Consider the following 20445-nt stretch of genomic DNA (forward strand, 5'->3'; position numbering starts at 1 on the left):
CCGACGGGTCATCAGTGGTTGAATAAAAACTCATTCGTGGCCAGAAGCGACCAGAGCAAAGAGGCATATGCCTCTTTCCGGTCTTTTTGCGATTCGAGAAAGCTCTGGGCGAGCGCCAGTTCCCGAGGCCGTGGCGGGCGGGCGAAAACACCCATGAAGATTTCACGGATGTTTTCTTCTGGTAACTGTTTGTTGTTCGCCAGTTTCGCCACCAAGCCTTTTTCGGCGGTCAACTTCTCTTGAATCTCCGGGGAACCGACCAGCGCCAGCGTTTGGCCCAAGGCTGGTGCGTCCACCCGTTCGCATTCACAAGCCGAGTTGCGAAGCGGCCGGCCGAACACGTCCAGGAAGTGGCTGGGCACCGCTTCATCCGGCAGGTCGATTGCCCGTGTGCCTCGGGGGAAGTCGCCCGAGACGCTTCGGAATTTGGTCGGTGATTGCAACGTCTGACTCATGGCATCCAACAAGACTTCAGCGGACAATCGGCGAGGATAGTAGCGGGCGAAACTCTGGTGATCGTCTTGATTGCTCGCGTTGGATGCCGAACTCAAGGCATAGACAGACGAATTGCAGATGGTCCTGATGAGCCGTTTGACATCATAATTGCCGGCGACAAAATCACGAGTCAGGACGTCGAGCAATTCAGGATTGCTTGGCGGGTTGGTGCTGCGGGCGTCGTCGATGGGGTGAATGATCCCCCGGCCGAAGAAATGGCCCCAGAGGCGGTTAGCCATCGTGCGGGCGAAGTAGGGGTTGTCGGCCGCCGTCATCCAGCGGGCGAAACTTCGACGGGGATCATCATGGCGGTTAAGCTTGAAGTCCGGCCCGCCGGGCGGGCGTGGTTGCATCGCCTGGCCTGTCCGGGGATGAATCACTTCGCCTTCGTCGGCCAGATAGATTGTTTCTGAAGTCGGAACCTCGGCATCAGCGAAACCACCCCGGCGGCCGACACGGGCGAAAACGGCCGCCAATTGGTAGTAGTCTGCCTGACTCCACCGTTCGGCCGGGTGATGATGGCATTGGGCGCATTGAATGCGAATGCCAAGGAAGGCTTGGGCGGTCGATTCTACATATTCCGGCGTGGCCCGCACGGTGCGATACCAGACCGTCGCGGGATTCTTTTCCTGACTGCCGACGGCTGTCAGGATCTCGGTCACAAAGCGATCATACGGCATGTTGTCGGCAATGCTGTCGCGTATCCAGCCCGCAAACAAAGCGGTTCCGGCCCGTTGCTGACTGGTTCCATAACCGCGCCCGCGATTCCGCAGGATGTCGGCCCATTTCAGGGCGAAATAACTGGCGTATTCGGGCCGGTCGAGCAACCAGTCGATTAGTCTGGCACGCTTGTCCGGCCGGGTGTCGGCGACATAGTCTTTCACCTCGTCCGGCGTGGGGAGGGTGCCGCAGATATCCAACGAAACTCGGCGGATAAATTCCCCGTCAGTGGTTGGCGGCGACGGACGAATGCCCAACTGCTTCCATTGGGCGGCCACATGGCGGTCGATGAATGATTGCCCGTTCGCTTTTTCCCAAGCCGCCAACGATTCGGCATCGGCGGCTTTGACTTTCGCGTAAGGCGACGTGCCGTGGAAGACGGCGATTTGATCCGCATAGCGAACCATCACAGCGAACAGCCCGCTGCGATTTTTGATTCGCACCGTTCCATCGTCGCCGACCTCGGCCAATTCTGGCTCATTCGATTGAAAGACAGCCTGACGGGTCACATCACGAGTGATGCCGTTTGAGAAATGAGCCGTGATGCGCAAAGGCTGCTGGCGGGTTTCCGCGTTAAAAACGCGAGATTCCGGTGAAATGGTGACCCGAGACAGCACTGGGTCGGAAGGTGATCCTCTTGGCGCGCCTTCTTCGATCCACCGAACAAGCGTTTCCCAATCGGCCGATCCTGCTTCCAGTCGTTTGCCGCCGCCGTGAGCAACGAGGCCGCTGGCTTTAAGCAGAAGCATGCTTTGCGCCGGAGCGGCCATGAAAAGTCGGCGGCCTCGAGCTTCCTTGGCGATGGCTTCGTGATCCAGTTCCGGCTCGTAGCCAAACAACGAAAGTTTGAAACCGTTCTGACCCGTTGCCTTGCCGTGGCACCCTCCGCTGTTGCAGCCGAGTTTGGTCAAGATCGGCATCACATCGGTGTTGAAGTAGATTTGTTGAGCCTGCACGCCGGTATTCAGTGCAAGCAAAACCAAGAAGGCCGTGATGGAGTTCCAAGCTTTCATTCGGTGATCTCCAACTCCACAAACCGGCTGGCGTGATAAACCGGCTGATCTTCCACGGTGCCGACTGCCTCCAAGCGGAGAAATATCTGACGGCCCAGCGGGGCAGTGTCCGTGGCGATCACTTGAATCGATCCCGAGTCTGACTGACCGACGAGGGTGACGCCGCGTCCCCGCACACCGGATTCGCCATCCGGCGAGACCAACTCTGTGTGAACCTTGCCAATAAACCCTTGTTTCCGCGTCGCGGTGAATTGAATCTGGATGATCTTTCCCCGGCCAATTGTTCGCGGCGTGCGCGGGTCGATCTCCAAGCTGATTCGTGACGGCCGAACATTGATGGTGATTGGATTGCTGGCCAGTTTGAGAATGGTTTTGTTGCCGCTTTTGCCATTTTTGGAAGACTGAATTTCAACCTCTGCCTGTAGGGCGAATGTGTGAAATCCCGGAGCCAGAGATTCGGGCAGGAAGAAACTGATTGCCCCCTTTGTTTTCCCGGCGGGAATGGTGACAAGTGTGTTTCCCACCCCGCGAGGCAGGCCGACGGCGCTCACATGAATCGGCCCTGTCGGTTCTTCAAATCGATGCTCAATGTCGAAGGCGACATCCAAAACACTTTCTTGAAAGACGGCTCCTTCATGAACAGAAACTGTCAAAAGAGCTTTGGCTTCCGTTGCGGTCGCCAAAGGGACATCTTGAGTTAGGCGGGCGAATGAAATTGACTGGTCCGGCCATATCAGTGTGCCACCAAGGGCGCGGCGGCTGATTTCGGCGCCGTCAAGATTTGCATGGCCGATGAGATTCAGCGTCCCGGCATACGAAGGGCAATCTCGGCGGGCACTCACGATGAGAGGAACTCGGTCCTGTCCCGGCCCGATCCATACATCGGGACATTGAATGCCCGAGGGCAGATTCTCGGCGGACACTCGGATCGGGCCATTTAAACCGCGACGCCGGATGGCAATCACCTCAGCCATTTCCCGTCCGCCGGCTCCGACATTCAAGCCCGCTTCCTGATTCGCACGGCTGGGAATCACGGCCAGATGAAAATCCGGCTCCTCGCGACGAACACTGAGTCGGTAAAGGCGTCGAGGATCGCGGTTTGTCCCGCCGATCCGGTTGCGAACCGCGATCAGATAACGGCCATCCGCCGGAGCGACCCAACGCCCGGCCGGATCGGAATGGGCCGTGGGGAATTTCGCTTGGCCGGGATTATCCAAACATTCGGGTAGCTTCGCCAATTCCTTGCTGTCCGAGGCATCGAGTACCGCAACGGCCAATTCAACAGGTGAACCAATCCGTTCGCCGAAGGACTCCAGCCAGAGCGCCTCGCCTCGTCGAGCTTGGACGGCAAACCAATGTTTCTCATCCCCGTCGGTCAACTGCCCGTTGACCTCGCAAGGAATCACGATTTCGCGGGCTTGATCTGAGTGTTGATGGCCCGATTGAATGGCGATCACCGGCACATCGGTCAGGCCGATCAACACCGGCGCATGGCTGCCGGGATAGTGGTAAGAGAAGGTTTCCAGCACCATCTGATTCGGCTGCAAGGGGGGGATGGGCCGAACATCCCCAGATCGTGGGGCAGTGATCTCTACTTCGACGCTGTCTAATTCCAGATGATCTGATTTCCTGTTATCGGTTGCTTGTGGCGGCAGCAGATTTCGACCAAACAATTTCACCTTTGTGGATTTGCCTCGTTCAACCACACAGGGGAAAGCAAACTCCACCCGAGGTTTGGTGTCGATATCCAGCCGATAAAAATGATTGGGGGAACCGAGGTAACTGAGGTCGAAAATCTTGGCGGTGTAGGTTCCGTCGGCGGGTGCCCGAAAATCAATAAGCGGATCAATGCCTGTATGGCCCCGGTTAACGGCCAGCCGTTTCCCGGCAGAGTCATATACCTCAAGCACCGCGCGTAACTGCGAATCAATTCGCCGGGCTTGGCATTCAAGAACGATTCGCTGACCGGCTTTCGCATCGAATTGATAGCAGTCCACATCGCCCGGTTTTTCAATTCGGCCGTTCACCGTGACATCAATCTGAAATTTTTTGGCCGCGTCGGGCGTGTCGTTTGGTTCTTTCTCCGTGTGTTCCGCATGATGACTGACGAAAAACGCCCTTGGCGAACTCATTCCGTGTTTGCATACCGCCCGCAAGTCATAGATCCCCGTCGGGGTTTGCGGCGGGATCGTCAGCGTGAATTGGTTCGCGTCGATCTTCTTGGCGACGAGATTCGGAATAGTCGATCGAATATCGCGAAGGTCTTCAAGAGCGACGCCGGCAATGGAAACGGTTACCGAAGTCCCCGTCTGACCGCCAGGGGGAAAAACAGAATGGAGGGCCGGGGCTGGTTGTTGCGCCCGCGCCGCCTCACAACCGCACCACACGATGATGCAGATCGCCGCAAACAATCGAACGTTGACTCCACATATGTTGGAAGTCATCGAATATCTCAAATGCAATGGTTACAAAACGAACAAGGCTGGCGGGAACCGATCACGGTCGCGGGGAGGTAAAATCTTCAACTAACACAGGGTACCATCTGTCTTGACGTGATGCAATAGTCAGAATCTTTATGTGTCAGGTTGTAAGACCCAATAGAAATGTCCGCTTTTCCGTGTGGCTTCTTGAAGAGATTATTGGGGGACCCAATCATTGAATTGGTGTAATTCTTCGAGGCACATTCCACCCTGATCCACGGTCGGAAAAACCCTTGGTGGGAGTTGAGTTTGTCGTCCAAGAAAAAAAGGCAAACACCACGACTTTCGTCGAAAGTGTTTGCCTCTGTTGGTAATGCCGAGGACAGGACTTGAACCTGCACACCCTTGCGAGTACTAGCCCCTCAAGCTAGCGCGTCTGCCAATTCCGCCACCTCGGCATCTTGGTAGGTGAAATTATGCGATTCCAAGCCTTCTCGTCAAGGGTTCAAAATCAATCGATTTGAAGTCCGCGACCGATGCCGTGATACTCGAACCCCAGTGTCTTCATGTTCGTTGGTTCGTACAGGTTTCGACCATCGAAAATCACGGGTTTGTTTAACACCCGTTTCATCTCGTTGAAGTCCGGCGTTCGATAATCGGACCAGTCGGTGACGATCACAAGGGCATCGGCTCCCTTGATGGCCCCATAGGGACCATCGGCATAGGTCAGTTTTTCGCCGTACTCAGCCCGCACGTTGTTCATCGCCTCGGGATCATGAACATGCACCTTTGCCCCAACCTCCAGCAAAGAGTCGATCAGAGTGAGGGCGGGGGATTCACGGATGTCGTCTGTACGGGGCTTGAAAGCCAGTCCCCATACGGCGATGGTCTTCTCCTTCAATGTTTCGCCGAATCGCTTGCTGACTTTGCCGAACAACACCTGCTTTTGAGCTTGGTTGACTTCGTCCACGGCTGTCGAAAGCAACAGTGGCACGCCCAGATGCCGGCCCATGCCGAGAATGGCTTGAACATCCTTCGGGAAGCAACTGCCGCCGTAGCCCGGACCGGGATGGAGAAACTGGAAGCCGATTCGGACATCGTGACCGATGCCACGACGCACATCATTGATGTCAGCCCCCATTTTTTCACTGAGGCGGGCCATTTCGTTGATGAACGAGATCTTCGTGGCCAGCATCGCATTGGCGGCATATTTGGTCATTTCCGCGCTTTCGGGCGTCATCGCCAGAAACGGGTGTTCCGTGCGGAGGAACGGCGCATAAAGTTCCCGCAAGACCTCGCCCACTTCTTTCTTCCGGACGCCGACTACCACGCGATCCGGTTTCGTGAAGTCATCGAGGGCGGCACCTTCCTTTAGAAACTCCGGGTTGTTCGCCACATCAATGTGGTCGCAACCGGCGGATTGCAAGCGGGCCGAGAGTTTCGCGTTTGTCCCCACGGGTACGGTGCTTTTCAACACCACCACCCGAGAACCGGGGGGACCGGCGGGCAAATCCTTGAGATTTCGGGCGATCTCATCCCCGACGGCCCAAATGCTGCTCAGGTCCGCGTCCCCGGTTTTGCTCTGCGGGGTGCCCACCGCGATGAAGATCAACCGGGCCTCGCGGACAGCCGTGGCGAAATCCGTCGTGAACTTGAGACGGCCGGCCTTGGTGTTTTTATGAACGAGTTCCAACAAGCCGGGTTCGTAAATCGGGATGTTGCCGGAGAGAAGCGTATCGATCTTTTTCTTGTCCCGATCCACGCCAACCACATCGTTGCCACTGTCCGCAAGACAGGTGGAGGTGACCAGACCGACATAGCCCGTGCCGATGACGGCGACTTTCATGTTGCACTCCGTTGAACGCTTCGCCCGTTGTTATACGGCCACGCCGAACCGGAAAAAATCACCCAAGGGGAAAACTTTTGCATGGGTCGCTCGTCAAACAAGTGATCCATTTCGACCGTTTCCCATCCACTCTCCATTCCAAAGGGAGATTCCCGATGCTCCATCAGCGTTTTGCCCGCAGTTATTGGGTGCTGGCTGCCGTTTTGCTCGGATTTGCCGGGTGCGCCAAAACCGATCCTCCCGTGGCTCAACAGCCAGAACCGGCCGTGGTTGCCGAAGCCAAGAAAGACGCCAAGCCAGTCGGTGTTGAATTCGACGCTTTGCGCCAGCCGGCACGGGGTGTTGAAAAAGAAAATGTCGCCAATGTGGAATCGCCGAAATCAAATGAAACCTTCGGATTGAAGAAAGATCCAAATTCGCATCCACCCGTGGCAATTCCCGCGCCGCTTTCTCCAGCAAGTGACCCGAAACCTTTTGCAGCGAGGGGATATGTAGCTCCTCATCCGACACCAGACAGTTCGATCATCGGAGGCTCTGGCCGGACAGGAGTTGAGGGCGCTCGTTACAAACAATTTGACCAACTGAAGAGAGGGGAGAAAATTGTAAATGGAAAGGCCCAAAATCGAAGCATTGACCGGCTTCGGGCAAGCGAGGCAAAAGGTGACCCCGGACCGCAGAATGCCGCCTTGCCGGGCGGCCCACAGGGTTTATTGGCTGGCAAGGCTTTGAAGGATATGGCCGATGGCGAACGGTATGACGACGCCGATTTTCAAGGGGAAGCGTATCAGCATTTGGAAGACAACGCCTTCAAAACGGTGAAAGTCGATCCACTCTCAACCCTCTCGGCCGCCGTGGACACGGCTGCTTATTCCAACGTGCGGTCGCGGCTCAACGAGGGCATGTTGCCCCCCAAGGATATGGTGCGCATCGCCGATTTTCTCAACTATTTCCCGTATGACTACGCAGCCCCGACCGATGGCAAGCCGGTCAATTTCAAACTGGAGATGGCCGCCTGCCCGTGGAACGAGAAGCACAATTTGTTGAAGGTTGGCCTGAAGTCCAAGGTGATCGAGAAGGACAAGCTTCCCGCCCGTAACTTGGTGTTTCTGATCGACACCTCGGGTTCAATGAATTCGCCGAACCGATTGCCGCTGGTGATCGAATCGATGAAGTTGCTCGTCGAACAACTCACCGACCGCGACCGGGTGAGCATCGTCACCTATGCCGGTGCCGCCGGTCTTCGCCTCCCGCCGACGCCAGGGAACCAGAAAGAGAAGATCATCAACGAGATCATCGGCCTGCAATCCGGCGGTTCGACCAACGGCGAAGGGGGCATCAAACTCGCCTACGAACAAGCGGAAAAGACCTTCATCAAAGAGGGAATCAACCGGGTGATTCTGGCGACGGACGGCGACTTCAACGTCGGCGTCTCCGACAACGCCCAACTGATCCGGATGATTGAGGACAAGCGGAAGAACGGCGTTTATCTGACCATCCTCGGCTATGGCATGGGCAACCTGCACGACGACCGGCTCGAACAACTCGCCCACCACGGCAATGGTCATTACGCCTACATTGACTCGCTCGACGAAGCCAAAAAGTTGTTCGTGGAACAAGGGGCCGCGCTGGTCACGGTGGCCAAGGACGTGAAACTCCAGATCGAGTTCAACCCGGCCAAGATCGCCGGTTATCGCCTAATCGGTTACGAGAACCGCATCCTCAAGACGGAAGACTTCCGCAATGACGCGAAGGATGCCGGGGACATGGGCTGCGGCCACACCTGCACAATGCTCTTTGAGATCGTCCCGGTCGGCGAGAAAGTTCCCTTGTCGGATGTCGAACCGTTGAAGTATCAGACCACCCCGCAACTGACCGACGCCGGGAAGAGCGGCGAGTGGCTGACGACCCGGATGCGTTACAAAGACCCGGAAACGGACAAGGCCTCTGAAGTCAGCGCCAGTTTCGATGGCAAGGATATCGCCAAAGACGCCAGCAAGGACTTCCGATTTGCGGCCGCCGTCGCCGCCTATGGCATGTTGCTGCGGGACAGCGATTATGTCGGCAACGCCGATTTGGAGAAGGTGCTGACGTGGTCGAAGGGATCGCTGGGTGAGGACAAGGGAGGCCATCGGGCCGAGTTCACCCGCTTGGTGGAAAAGACCAAGGACATCGTGACGAAGAAGCGGGAGCAAGTTCCCCAAGAAAAGAAATGACTTCGACATTTGGCTGGCCTCCTTCAACGCGAATTGAAGAAGGCCGGCGGATCATTTTCCGCGTTTCACGCAGCCAAAAATCAATCTGATCTTCAAGAGCCTGAACGCCAACGCGTTACAGGCTCTTGTATTTTACGATTTTCAAAATGGTCAAAAACCACCCCAAAAGTGACATGGAAACACATCAAAACAGCCATCGTTGACCATTTTTGGACAGTTGGACACCCACCCGGCTGGTCAAAATCAATGGGCCAATTGAACACTATTTTTCAAAACCCCCGGCAAATCGACACGTCGCCTGATGATTTTGGGCAAATGCGCAGAGATTTTGAGCCTTCAAAAATGGCCCATTATGGCAAATGCTCGATCATGGCCTTGCGGCGGTGTGCTGAAAGATGCCTCTTGGCGAGCCTATATTTGTCCCGCCAAGAGGGGCGAAGCCTCTCTTCTGAATCCTGTAAACTATCAGGGTGAATCACCCCCCTCAATGCTGGCCGGGAGACGGATGTGAGACGTGTCGGCGGCCTTCTGTTGGTCATCATTCTGCTCGCTGCGGTCGGGTGGGTGGGCTGGCGGCGCGCTTCCGTGACGGTTGATCCGCTGGCCGAGGTTCGGGCGGGAGTTGGTTCCAAATCAGCCGGGCCAAAACTTGCGAAATTGCGGCGAGAACTGATTGGAAATGCGGAAGTCCATTTTTTGTCAGCCCGACAGGCCCGCCTTGAAGGACGCCCGGACGATGCTCTTGGCCATTTGGACCGGGCAGAGTCCCTTGGCTGGTCTCGAACCCGGATTGAGCGGGAGCGAGTTCTTGTGTTGGCGAGTAACGATTATCCTCATGCCCGAGAATTGTTGAAGAATCTCTTGGCCGAGTCGCCGGATGATGCCGAGGTTCTGGTGGCGATGGCCCGAGGGGAATTGAAAGCGGGACGCCAGAAATTGGCCATCGAACTGGCCGCAAAGGCAATTGAGATTTCCCCCGGTCATGCAGACGCTCTGGGGGTCCGGGGAGCGGCCTGGCTGGAAGCCCGGCGACTGGACTTGGCGAAAGCCGACTTGCAAGCGGCCTTCGACGCCGGGCCGGATTCGCTTGTGTATGCCCCGGCGAGGCTGAATCTGGCCACTTGTCTCTTGGATCTGGGCGAATTCTCTCAATCGCTGGATTTGTTCCGGGCGGCTCGTGTTGATGAACCGGATAATTTGCTGGCCCTGTTCGGCGTCGGCCGGGCGGCCAGTTATCTCGGCAGTCTTGAGGAGGCTGAGACTGCTTTTCGAGACGTGCTGGCACGCCGTCCGGGACATTTGGAAACGTTGCTTTCGCTTGCCCAAGTGACGGAGCAACGGGGCGATTTGACCGCCGCCCTTGGATATCTTGAACAGGCGGAACAGGCCGATCCAAATCGACTGGCGACGCAAGCCCGATTGGCCAAGTTACTCGCGGCGCTTGGTCAGCCCGAGCGGGCCTCGAAACATGAAGCCCGTTATCGCGAACTGGACCCGACCCGCAAAACGTCCGGCGCGGTCCCCAAGGCAAAGGAATCACCATGAACCGATCCATGCTAATGGTGATGATTGCCGGGCTGCTGGCGCTGGTCGCCGTTTTTACGGTCAGAAACTTTCGTCGAGATCCGGCGACAAAACAAGATGCCGCCGGTGCGGTGGAAGACTTTGGCCGAGATGAGATCGAAGCCCGAGAATCGCTTCGCATTCATCCGGAAGATTGCCGGGCAAGATTGAAACTGGCCACGTCATTGCGTCGGCAAGGAAAAATCAGCGAGGCGGAAGCCGAGTTGATCCGGGCCATTCAAGACAAACTGCCCCAAGAGGAGGGGCGGCGGGAAGTCGTGCTTCAGATGGCCCCCAAGGACTGGCCCGAGAAAATGGAAGGGATGTTTCAGCAAGTTGTCCGCGAACACCCGGATGATCGGGAAGTATTGGCTGCCGTGGCGGCTTCCTATTCTGCAAAGGGACGTTGGGAAAACGCCGAGCCACTTTATTCACGCCTTGTCGTCGTCGAGCCGGATCGGGCCGAATGGCGGTTCCAACGCGGGGTCGCACGGATGAGGACGGCCTATTTCGTCAATGCGGTCGAAGACTTCCGGGAAGTGTTGAAAGGCGATTCGTCCAATTATCAGGCCAGATTGTTCCTCGGGCATTCCCTGCTTGGAGATGCCCGGATGTCGGACGCCGAGCGGGAATTGGAAACGTGTCGCCAACAACGCCCGGAGGCGACCGAACCGCTGGTGGGTCTGGCCGATTGCGCGATGGAAAGGAACGACTTGACTGCGGCCGAAAGTCTTTTGAACCAAGCGGCCAAACTGGATAACAAATCCGCCCAAGTGTTTCAAGAATTGGCCAAGTTATACCTTCGCCAGCAGCGGACGCCGGAGGCGATCACCGCGTTACGACGACTGTTGGCGCTTGACCCGAATCACCGTCAGGGGCATCTTCAACTCTCGCAAGCGTTGCTGGCGATTGGGAACAAAACGGAAGCCAGCCAGCATGAAGCCATCTATCAAGAGCTTGACCGCAAGGAAGAAGAACGGTTGAATTCCAAGCGTGGTGTGCGCTGAAGTTTGCTTGCGGAACGCGGAAGGTCTTCACGACTTCATCGTTCATTTTTTATCCGCGAAGTGCAATTCCATTGCGCGCAACATACGCGCCGGGTGATCGGTTTGGATCAGGTCGATTCCCCATTCAATTGCCTGCCGATAATCCTTGACAGATTCGTGCCAGCCGAGCGAATCGGAAAACACTTGGATTCCTGCCGCGTGGCATTTGTCGATCATGTCTTTTGACAAGATCGCCCATTTCGCATCGACGGCGAACGGCTTTAATTCAACGATTTTGTCGAACTCGGTGATCTTGTTGAATGACGCCATTCCGCGCGCGGTCGGTTCGATTTTCTTCAATCTCGTCAGATATTCCACCGACTGGCAAACGGCCGATCGGTCAAGGAATTTTCGTTGCCGCAAAATGATGGCCAGATTTTCCGGCGAGATGTCTTTGCAATCCAGGTAGGCATGAGTTCGGTCTCCCATCGCAGTAAGGGCTTCGTCGAGAGAGGGTACTTTGGCTCCCGCGTAAGGCTTCCCGAACCAAGATCCGGCTTCCAGTTTGACGATCTCGTCGCTGGTGGCATCGGAGAATTTACCCTTGCCGGAAGTGGTGCGGTTGAAGGTGTTGTCGTGGAGCAGGAAGAATTTGCCGTCCTTCGTCGTGCGGATGTCGATCTCGGCGTAATCGGCTCCCAGCGAGGCGGCGAGTTCAATCGCCGGAAGCGTGTTCTCCGGGGCATAACGATTCGCCCCGCGATGATATGCGACCTTCACCGGCCATGTCGGATGTTTGGCGCGGAACAGGGACATGTGAACTTCCAGCGGTTTGTCGGTTTGCAGCCAATCCACCCCGGCGGCGATCATTTGCGACCAAGTCTTCGGGTTGTCCCATTTTACACCGGTGACTTTCGCTTGGGTTTTGACACCCGTCTCCCGAAATGCTTTGCAGACAACGGGGGTAACATCATCCGCGTCGATTTCGACGGCCGCGAGGCCATGCTTTTTGGCAAAGGCCGTAGGCTCTCCCATGACGGGTCGCCATTTGGTCATCACCGGAACCTCGTTCTTTGACAGTTCGCGGATTTTGGCGATGGCCTCCGGGCGATCATATGCGACCACCTGTTTTTCCATCCCGGCATCGATGATTTCCTTGACGAGCAAGGCCGGATCGGCGCCTTTGCAATCGAGATAGAAGTTCACTTTTCCCTTGCCGATCTTCAGGCATTCGGCCAGAGAGTGAAGTTTTTCACCGGCAAATCGCGGGGAGAAATGTGAACCCGTGTCAAGCGACTGCAATTGCTCCAACGTGTGTTCCGACACCAAACCTTTGCCGTCGGTCCTTCCATCAAGACGGTCGTTGTGAAAAACGATGTGCCTGCCGTCTTTCGTCAGGCGAACATCAATTTCCACCCACTCGAAATAGTCTTGGATGCACATTTCGATGGCCCGGCGTGTGCTTTCGGGCGCGGCCTTGCTTATTCCGCGATGAGCCACCACCTGCACGGATCGCGGCGGTTGAACCGGCTCGAAGAAAGCGAACGGAGTCGGCTCGGCGGGCATCGCCAACCCGGCTCCGAGAAGGGCAACAAACACGGCCATGATCGCGTGGCGGGAGAATGCGGGCACGCTCAACTCCAAATGTTGGATCAGGTAAGAATAACGTATTCCCGCTGTGAGAAGATCCGGTGTGGCCGTGCGGGTTTCTTCAAATCAGAATCTTGGTGATAAAATGTCTTTCGGCTTCTTTGGTTTCATGGCCCTCCGCTTCCTAAAATTCTGAGATGAACCCATCTGTTGTCGGTATCGATCTTGGCACGACCTTCAGTCTCGCGGCCTACGTCAAAGACGGCCATCCGGCCGTTGTCCGCGATGAGGGGGGCAATGCCCTTGTTCCCAGTGTCATCAGCTTCCATGACGACGGTTCCGTCCTCGTCGGCTCGGCCGCCCGCGACCGGGCGTTAAGCGACCCGGACCACACGATTTTCAGCGTCAAACGCCTGATGGGCCGGACGCTGGCCGACTTGCAAAAAGAACTGAAACTCATCCCGCACCAGATTGTCGAACGGGAAACCGGCGACGGCCGCAAGGTCTTGCAAGTCCGCATCGGCGACCGGGAACACACGCCCGAAGAACTCTCGGCGATGATCCTGCGGGAAGTCCGCAAGCGGGCAGGGAACCCCACGAAGGCTGTCATCACAGTGCCCGCGTATTTCGATGACAGTCAGCGGCAGGCCACACGGGACGCCGGACGCATCGCCGGGCTGGATGTGTTGCGAATCGTGAACGAACCGACGGCCGCCGCTTTGGCTTACGGGCTAGACCAGAAGAAAACCGGAATGGTTGCCGTGTTCGATCTCGGCGGCGGAACGTTCGATTGTTCGATCCTTTCCATTGATGACGGCGTGTTCAAAGTCCTCAGCACCAACGGGGACACTTACCTCGGCGGGGACGATTTCGACCATGCGATCATGGAATTGGTCGCTGCAGAGATGGGCGTCGATTTGGGCCAACGAAACCCGCAATTGTTGCAAGAATTGCGGGATCAAGCCGAGAAGGTCAAGATTGCCCTCTCATCGGCGGAGTCGGCCGAATTCGTCATCGGCAATTTCCGACGGACATTTACCCGAGCCGAGTTCGAGGCGTTGATTGCCCCGCACATTGACCGGGCGTTGGAAAAATGCCGCAATGCCCTGCGAGACGCGGAACTAAAGAAGACGCAAATCAACGATGTGGTGATGGTCGGCGGTTCGACCCGGATTCCCTATGTGCGGAAACGAGTTGGCGAGTTCTTTGGCCGCACACCTCACACCGAACTCAACCCGGATGAAGTCGTGGCCATCGGCGCGGCCGTTCAGGCGGATATTTTGACGGGCGGCCGACGGCACATGTTGCTGTTGGATGTCGTGCCGTTGTCGCTTGGCTTGGAAACGCTCGGCGGCGTGATGGACAAGGTGATCCAGCGGAACACAACCGTTCCCGCGCGGGCGACGACTCGCTACAGCACATCGGCCGACGGGCAGTCAGCCATCCTGCTAAACATCTACCAAGGGGAACGTGAACTTGTCAAAGATTGCAAGGCTCTCGGCCAGTTCAAGCTCGCGGGCATCCCGCCGATGCCCGCCGGGTTTCCCCAAGTGGATGTGACGTTCCTCGTCAACGAAAATGGCATGTTGACGGTCAGCGCGAAAGAACAACGCAGCGGCCAGCAGGCCAGCGTGACTGTGCAAGCCGCCCACGGCTTATCGTCGGATGAAGTGGATCAACTGGTGATGGACAGCGTCGCCCACGCACATGCCGATTTCACGGCCCGCCGGTTCATTGAGTTTCACAACAAGGCCAAGGCCGATTTGAAACACACCGACAAGGCGCTGGCCGAAACGGGCGACAGCCTGACGTCCGAGCAACGACAAACGGTGAACGAGGCCCGCGAAGCCGTCATTGCTGCCATGAACGGCAACGATGTGGAAGTGTTGCAAGATGCAGTGACCACGTTGGGGAAAGTCACCACGCCGTTGGCCGAGTTGTTGATGAACAGCGTCGTGAAGAAAGCCTTGGCAGGCAAGACGGAGGCCGAGGTGAATGAGCAAAAGATTTGATCTTTCGGGGCTTGAACCAATAGTTATTCCTTGGCTTGCCGGGTCACCCGAATGATCTCGGAGATTTTCGCCCCGGCGGCGGCATCTTGGATCTTCACGACGGCCCGCCAAGGGGCTTTCGGATCGATTTCCTCGGCCAGTTTGGAGTAGCCTGTTTTCTCCAGCCATTCCTTGAGTTTGGCCTCTAGGCTGTCTTCCGGAACCACTTCATTCTCCACCCGATAGACCAGTTGATCATTCTCCATCTTGGCCGTTACGCGGATGGTGAACGTTCTTAATTCCGGATCTTTGATGACTTTCTGGCCTTGCGTTCCCGAGCCTTCGGCCGGCGGCGGGGTGAATTCCTTGCGGAGTTGTTCGTAAGTGGCTGTCAGCATGAAGAAGATCAACAGCACCAAGGCCACGTCGATCAACGGGTTCATGTCCAGCTTGGTTTCGTCTTCCGGTTTCGGTGGCGGCGGCGGTTCAAAGTCGGCCATCGCCGTTTCAAACACCGGGTGGAGTTCCAGCGATTGCCACTCGTGTTCGCCCGGTCCTTGAACCTCGTCGGTCGGCTCCCAGATGCCTTCCTTCACCCCGTCCAGAATTTCTTCGGCCGTCACTCCGTCCACCGATTCGGGGGAGCCTTCGTGTCGCACGTTGAAGAGGTTCATGGTTGTTTGCCCCGTTCGTTCACTTCGACGGCGTATTCGGTGATCTGTCCCAGTTTCACCCGTTTTTCCAAGGACTTTAACACTTCCTCGACCACCTCGTAAGGGATGTCCGCGTGGGCGGCGATGCGAACTTTTGGCGGATTGGAAATGTGGCTGAGGCGTTCATCGAGTTTCAACGCGAGATCCACATCGTTGGTGAGATTATCGTCTTCGGGAAGCGGGTCTTGCGTGCCCAATCCCAACGAATAGATTTGTCGGCCGTCCTTGAGGTCGATGTCCACTCGCAACACAGTCGGGTCGGCTTCCAGCTTTGTGCCGTTTTGCATATCCGGCACATTGATGCGGGAGATCGCCGCCACGGTGGCGGTCATCATGAAGAAAATCAACAGCACCAGCGAGATATCGATGAGCGGGATCATGTCCACGTCATCGTCTTCATCCTCTTGGTGCTTCTTCCAATCAAAATCCATCTCCACCGGTTCCAAGGCGGTGGCGACATCCTGCGGGCGGTGTTCAAATTCCTCGGGTTTGGTGAAATAAGCCTGAAAAGCGACCACGCCGCCGAGTTGGAACCAATCGGCCGTGCCGGAAGGCTTCACCCGGTCTTCGGCTTGCACCTTCCCCTGTTGGATCCAATCCGTGATAGCGTGATAGGGGACTTCCTTGATGACGTTGTTCGCGCTTACGAACCAGACATCGAAGAATCGCTTCGGTTGGTCGGCCATCGTAGTTCTCCCGAATCAACGACGGATGGGTTCGGCCATTTTGGTGACAGACCGGCCATCGCCGGTTTGCTTTGGCTTGAGATTCTGGAACAACACCAACAAACGTTGGGCGGCGGCCTTCAATTCGGTTTCAAAGGTCGCCACGCGGGCCTTGAACATCACATGCGTGAACACCAGCGGAATGGCGATCATCAATCCCCCGGCCGTGCCGAAGAGGGCGAGACCGATGGCCCCGGCCTGATTGGTCACGCCCGAGGCTCCGCCGGATTTGCCGGCTTCGCCAATGGCGTTGAACGTGTTAATCATCGAGAAAACGGTGAGCAACAGCCCCACCATCGTGGCGATTTTGGCAATCCCCAAGATGGGCGGGAGAAGGAAGTTCAATTCTGGGAGGATTTCCAGTTCAATGGCGTTGGCCATCGCCCGCTTCATCGCGGCCATTCCCCCACGGGAAGATTCCAGTGCCGCCGGGTAAAGTTTGCTCGGGATGAGACCCCCGTGAGACCGTGAAAACTTCAAGGCTCCTTCGACTCCCTCCCGTTGGAGCTTTTCTTGAAACTCGGGCAGGAAGTCTTCCATTCTCGTCCGGGCGTTCATGTTCAGGAGCCAGCGCCAGACGACCAGCGACGCGGCCACCAGTGAAATGAGCAACATCGGAACGAAGAAATACCATTCGTTGGTGATGAAACTGAGCAAGGCTTTCATGAATCGACCCGCTTGCCAGACAGAAGGGGAGATGACACTAGATTGGCAGAAAAGACCCGGCTCTTCAAGAAGAGGCCGGGTGAAATCCCCCGATTCGCCAGTGGGAGAGTGGAAATGTGTCGCCGGTGCGGAGTCCCGGCGACTGCTTTGTCAATCGGCTAACCGTTACTTCGCCGGGACTTCGAGTTGAACGGCGTTCAACACTTCGCCCGTGGAATCATCCTGAACAAAGACCACCACTTTCAACTTGCTGGTGTCCATGCCCGGAGCGGCGTTGGCAAAAGTCACCTTTTCGGTCTTGGTGTACTTTTCCTGATACTTGGTGAGGTCGCCTTTGATTTGAGCCAGATCGAGACTCATCGACTTGGCCGTCTTCGGTTCCTTGATTTCCGTGCCGGCCACGCCGCCGACAAAATGCCGGACGACATGGTGGTGATAGCGAAGGGCGTTGCCGCCCACATAGTGGATGGTGTCTTCGGTCACGACGACGCGGAGTTTCAAATCCTTCGGCTCTTTCACGCCGTCAACGGTCACATCGATCTTGAGTGTTTCCCCGCTGCGGCTGACTTTCCCGCCCAAAGCGATGTCCGTTTTCGCATCAAGGCGGGTATCCACGGCCTTGCGATAATCCTTGAATTTTTCCTCGGAATGTTCCATCAACCCGCCGCTGGAGGCATCGATCTTGCCGTTGAAAAGGCTGGTCGGCGTGCCGCGAACATTCTTCGGGAACAGTTCGCCGTAATAGCTAAAACGGGCCACCGTGTCCGCGTTGGTCATTGGGTCCGGGCCGGGGATGTGCATGTGATATTGGAGCAAGATCACATCCTTATGGTCATAGGTCTTGGAGAGGGCGTCAAACGCCACGTCGGCCGCCACGCAGGGGGGGCACTGGGCGCCGGTGAACAACTCCATCAATACCGCCCGGTTTTGGCCGGCGGGCCGATCCGCGGCTTTCGTCACTTTGAAGGGAGGGGTGTTGGCCAAGTATTCCTTGTCCAGCGTGGTTTCCACGGCTTCGTATCGGGCGGTGGTGGCTTTCAGCAATTCTTTCTTCCCGGCTGTTTGCTGCACTTTCATGGCAACCTTCAACACACGGGATTGCTTCGGCAGCGGGTCTTTGTCCGTCAGTTTGCCGACCACCTTATCCAAGGTGGTCATGGCCAATTCGGAATAGTTCTTCTCGTCGCCAAGGGTGTCGGCGATGCTCAGATCCGTTGTTTCAGTGATTTTCGAGCCGAACGTGCCAGCTTCTGTTTCCACAAGGGAAATCCACCCGGCGACTTCCTTCGGATCGGCTTTGATGCGTCCGGCCGCCTGAATCAATTGAAGAGCGGCGACCACGGCATATGGGCTGTTCTTTTCGGCGGTAATCACGGCCCGCCAGGCATCCGGCGATTCGGCATCGGCTTTCTCCTGGGCTTCGGCGGCTTTCTTCATCAATTCGGCTTTTTCGTCGATGTCTTTTGTTTGACGTGCTTTGAACTTGATTGAGGCCGCCGAGTTCATCAAGCGAGTGGCCGCGAGAAACGTTTCCGGCGGTTTTGGCTGGCTGGAGAAGAAGGTGTTGTCCAGTTTGTCGCCTTCGGTCGCGGTGAAATATCCCCGGTTGGTGAGTTTGTCGTCCCCAAAGGTTCCCCGGAATGATTTGCCGTCCGCTTGCAATTTCCCGGTGAAGGAGAGGGCACGAGTGCCAACCTTCACATCGACCGTGGCAGTGTCCCCTTTGAGGCTGAACGACACAAATTTGAACGGGCTGTCCTTCATGAAAGCCACCGGGGTGGCTTCGGATTTGCCGTCTTTGGTTTCCACTTTCAGGATGACGATCGGTTGTTCCCCGGTCGGCCCCGGCCCGTAGCCCAGCCGCCAGTTTCCATCTTTGAAAACGGCCGAATTATCAGCGGCGGCGGCCGTGGCACAACAGACAAACAAAACGCTCAACAAGGCTCCGTAACGAAGCATGATGACTCCCAATGGTGACGGAAAAGTTTGAAAGAGCAAAAAATGCGATCAGCGGACGCGCAATCATCCCTTGAAATAATTCTCGGGATGACGGGAGAGAATGCGAATAATCAGGCGATTGAGAATGATTCTACCAATTCCATGACAGCGGCCAGTTCAATTTTTCCTTCGTAAAGGGCACGGCCGATGATGCAGCCAAACATTTTGTGTTCCAACAACTCCCGGACATCGTCGATATTGCTCACGCCGCCAGAGGCGATCACGGGTATCGGAATGGCCTTGGCCAGATCCACCAATGAGGCGGTGTTCGGGCCGCCCATCATGCCGTCTTTGGCGATGTCTGTGTAGACGATCCCAAACAACGGCCAATTCGCAAACTCGCGCGCCATTTGTAAGACGGACAAGTCCGATGTTTGTAACCACCCGTGGGTCGCCACATAACCATCGCGGGCGTCGATTCCGAGAATGATTTTATTCGGGAAGGTTTGGGCCATCTGCCGGACCCACGCCGGGTCTTGCAACGCGCGGGTGCCGAGGACGACACGGGCCAAACCCCAAGAGAATGCCGTTTGAATGTCGGCTTCCGTCCGCAATCCCCCGCCAAGCTGGCACGGAACATCCACCGCCTGGACGATTTGTTGAATCACTTCGCCGTTGACCGGGTGACCGGCCTTGGCTCCGTCGAGATCGACGAGATGGAGCGTCTTTGCCCCTTCGGACACCCAGCGTCTGGCCATCGCCACCGGGTCGTCCCCGAAGACGGTTTCTTGGGAATAGTCGCCTTGTTTGAGGCGGACGCACTTTCCCCCGCGAAGATCAATGGCGGGCAGAATTAACATGGACATTCCCCTTGGTCACGTTTGGCGAACATCCTGATAGCTTAGGTCAGCCGTGACCGGGAAACAGCGGGGCGGTCAGCACACTTCGGCGAAATTCTTCAACATCGCCAGCCCGACCGACTGGCTTTTTTCCGGGTGGAACTGCGTGGCATACAAATTCTTCCGCCAGACGGCGGCGGCAAAAGGCGTCGGATAATCGGCCGTGGCCGAGACAATCGACGGGTCGGCCGGTTTCGCGTAATAACCATGCACGAAATAGACGGCCGATTGCGGGGCGATTCCCCGGAACAGCGGACAATCCCCGGTGAACGCGAGTTGGTTCCAGCCCATGTGGGGAACCTTCAATCCCGGATGATTCTCGAACCGGACCACATCTCCGGGCAGCACATTGAGACCCGTATGGTCGCCGTCCTCGCTGCTGCGTGAGAACAGAAGTTGAAGCCCGAGACAAATGCCGAGAAACGGCCGGCCGGAGTTGATGTGGGCGTTGATCGGTTCGTCGAGATGGGTTTCCCGCAGGCGGGCGATGGCATCCTGAAATGCCCCGACTCCCGGCAACACCAGGCGATCCGCTTGGGAAATCACATACGGTTCCGAGGTGATGACGGCGGCATGTCCCACCCGCTCGAAGGCTTTTTGCACGCTTCGCAGGTTTGCCATTCCGTAATCGACAATCACTATCCCGGCCATCGTAGTTTTGTCCGTG

At 56.7% G+C, this 20445-nt stretch carries 14 protein-coding genes and 1 tRNA gene; 4 read left to right on the forward strand and 11 right to left on the reverse strand.

Translation table 11 applies throughout. The features are described from left to right. Positions 1-11 precede the first annotated feature (11 nt). From BGIM_RS49080 to BGIM_RS0106985, 4 genes are all read right to left on the reverse strand, one after another. Positions 12-2228 carry a DUF1549 and DUF1553 domain-containing protein gene (locus BGIM_RS49080; protein WP_020469079.1) on the reverse strand — a complete coding sequence of 739 codons (2217 nt, stop codon included), beginning with the start codon at positions 2226-2228 and terminating at the stop codon, positions 12-14. Then, on the reverse strand, positions 2225-4672 hold the full coding sequence (locus tag BGIM_RS0106970) for a PPC domain-containing protein (protein WP_020469080.1): 2448 nt from the start codon (positions 4670-4672) through the stop codon (positions 2225-2227). The genes BGIM_RS49080 and BGIM_RS0106970 overlap by 4 nt, the downstream gene beginning before the upstream one ends. 350 nt (positions 4673-5022) lie before the next feature. Continuing rightward, a tRNA-Leu gene (locus BGIM_RS0106980) sits at positions 5023-5106 on the reverse strand. Positions 5107-5159: 53 nt separating this feature from the next. Next, positions 5160-6494 (reverse strand): UDP-glucose dehydrogenase family protein, encoded by a 1335-nt coding sequence (locus tag BGIM_RS0106985; protein WP_020469081.1) that lies wholly within the window; start codon positions 6492-6494, stop codon positions 5160-5162. A gap of 155 nt (positions 6495-6649) precedes the next feature. On the opposite strand from BGIM_RS0106985, the gene BGIM_RS49085 reads away from it, so the two are divergent. The 3 genes from BGIM_RS49085 to BGIM_RS0107000 all read left to right on the forward strand — a co-directional run bounded on the left by BGIM_RS49085 (position 6650) and on the right by BGIM_RS0107000 (position 11277). Continuing rightward, positions 6650-8707, forward strand: coding sequence for a vWA domain-containing protein (locus BGIM_RS49085; RefSeq protein WP_020469083.1), 2058 nt, complete (start codon positions 6650-6652; stop codon positions 8705-8707). Between the two features lie 507 nt (positions 8708-9214). After that, positions 9215-10252, forward strand: coding sequence for a tetratricopeptide repeat protein (locus BGIM_RS0106995; protein WP_020469084.1), 1038 nt, complete (start codon positions 9215-9217; stop codon positions 10250-10252). Then, positions 10249-11277 (forward strand): tetratricopeptide repeat protein, encoded by a 1029-nt coding sequence (locus BGIM_RS0107000; RefSeq protein ID WP_020469085.1) that lies wholly within the window; start codon positions 10249-10251, stop codon positions 11275-11277. The genes BGIM_RS0106995 and BGIM_RS0107000 overlap by 4 nt, the downstream gene beginning before the upstream one ends. Before the next feature lie 42 nt (positions 11278-11319). On the opposite strand, the gene BGIM_RS0107005 is transcribed toward BGIM_RS0107000, so the two are convergent. Beyond that, positions 11320-12888: a glycerophosphodiester phosphodiesterase gene (locus tag BGIM_RS0107005; protein WP_157368646.1), complete on the reverse strand. Its 1569-nt coding sequence runs from the start codon at positions 12886-12888 to the stop codon at positions 11320-11322. Between the two features lie 155 nt (positions 12889-13043). Here BGIM_RS0107005 and dnaK point away from each other — a divergent pair, with 155 nt between their 5' ends. Continuing rightward, positions 13044-14858: a molecular chaperone DnaK gene (dnaK, locus tag BGIM_RS49090; RefSeq protein WP_020469087.1), complete on the forward strand. Its 1815-nt coding sequence runs from the start codon at positions 13044-13046 to the stop codon at positions 14856-14858. Between the two features lie 23 nt (positions 14859-14881). Here dnaK and BGIM_RS0107015 read toward each other — a convergent pair whose 3' ends face one another. From BGIM_RS0107015 to hisH, 6 genes are all read right to left on the reverse strand, one after another. Continuing rightward, entirely contained in the window at positions 14882-15511 is a 630-nt protein-coding gene (locus tag BGIM_RS0107015) for an ExbD/TolR family protein (protein WP_020469088.1), read from the reverse strand. After that, a complete protein-coding gene (locus BGIM_RS49095; protein WP_020469089.1) occupies positions 15508-16236 on the reverse strand; it encodes an ExbD/TolR family protein in 729 nt (242 codons plus the stop codon). Before BGIM_RS49095 ends, BGIM_RS0107015 begins: the two co-directional genes overlap by 4 nt. 15 nt (positions 16237-16251) lie before the next feature. Beyond that, positions 16252-16941 carry a MotA/TolQ/ExbB proton channel family protein gene (locus BGIM_RS57080; RefSeq protein WP_020469090.1) on the reverse strand — a complete coding sequence of 230 codons (690 nt, stop codon included), beginning with the start codon at positions 16939-16941 and terminating at the stop codon, positions 16252-16254. A 165-nt stretch (positions 16942-17106) separates the two neighbouring features. Beyond that, positions 17107-18900 carry an Omp28-related outer membrane protein gene (locus BGIM_RS57085; RefSeq protein ID WP_020469091.1) on the reverse strand — a complete coding sequence of 598 codons (1794 nt, stop codon included), beginning with the start codon at positions 18898-18900 and terminating at the stop codon, positions 17107-17109. A gap of 110 nt (positions 18901-19010) precedes the next feature. Continuing rightward, positions 19011-19739, reverse strand: coding sequence for a 1-(5-phosphoribosyl)-5-[(5-phosphoribosylamino)methylideneamino]imidazole-4-carboxamide isomerase (hisA, locus tag BGIM_RS0107035; protein ID WP_020469092.1), 729 nt, complete (start codon positions 19737-19739; stop codon positions 19011-19013). Positions 19740-19814: 75 nt separating this feature from the next. Next, positions 19815-20429 (reverse strand): imidazole glycerol phosphate synthase subunit HisH, encoded by a 615-nt coding sequence (gene hisH / locus BGIM_RS0107040; RefSeq protein ID WP_020469093.1) that lies wholly within the window; start codon positions 20427-20429, stop codon positions 19815-19817. Positions 20430-20445 lie beyond the last annotated feature (16 nt).

The organism is Zavarzinella formosa DSM 19928 (assembly GCF_000255705.1).
Taxonomy (GTDB): domain Bacteria; phylum Planctomycetota; class Planctomycetia; order Gemmatales; family Gemmataceae; genus Zavarzinella; species Zavarzinella formosa.

Coding starts and splice junctions, on each gene's coding strand:
- BGIM_RS0106985 (WP_020469081.1), bottom strand. CDS start 6,494: ATGAAAGTCGCCGTCATCGGCACGGGCTATGTCGGTCTGGTCACCTCC.
- BGIM_RS57080 (WP_020469090.1), bottom strand. CDS start 16,941: ATGAAAGCCTTGCTCAGTTTCATCACCAACGAATGGTATTTCTTCGTT.
- BGIM_RS0106970 (WP_020469080.1), bottom strand. CDS start 4,672: ATGACTTCCAACATATGTGGAGTCAACGTTCGATTGTTTGCGGCGATC.
- hisH (WP_020469093.1), bottom strand. CDS start 20,429: ATGGCCGGGATAGTGATTGTCGATTACGGAATGGCAAACCTGCGAAGC.
- BGIM_RS0107015 (WP_020469088.1), bottom strand. CDS start 15,511: ATGAACCTCTTCAACGTGCGACACGAAGGCTCCCCCGAATCGGTGGAC.
- BGIM_RS49080 (WP_020469079.1), bottom strand. CDS start 2,228: ATGAAAGCTTGGAACTCCATCACGGCCTTCTTGGTTTTGCTTGCACTG.
- dnaK (WP_020469087.1), top strand. CDS start 13,044: ATGAACCCATCTGTTGTCGGTATCGATCTTGGCACGACCTTCAGTCTC.
- BGIM_RS49095 (WP_020469089.1), bottom strand. CDS start 16,236: ATGGCCGACCAACCGAAGCGATTCTTCGATGTCTGGTTCGTAAGCGCG.
- BGIM_RS49085 (WP_020469083.1), top strand. CDS start 6,650: ATGCTCCATCAGCGTTTTGCCCGCAGTTATTGGGTGCTGGCTGCCGTT.
- hisA (WP_020469092.1), bottom strand. CDS start 19,739: ATGTTAATTCTGCCCGCCATTGATCTTCGCGGGGGAAAGTGCGTCCGC.
- BGIM_RS0107000 (WP_020469085.1), top strand. CDS start 10,249: ATGAACCGATCCATGCTAATGGTGATGATTGCCGGGCTGCTGGCGCTG.
- BGIM_RS57085 (WP_020469091.1), bottom strand. CDS start 18,900: ATGCTTCGTTACGGAGCCTTGTTGAGCGTTTTGTTTGTCTGTTGTGCC.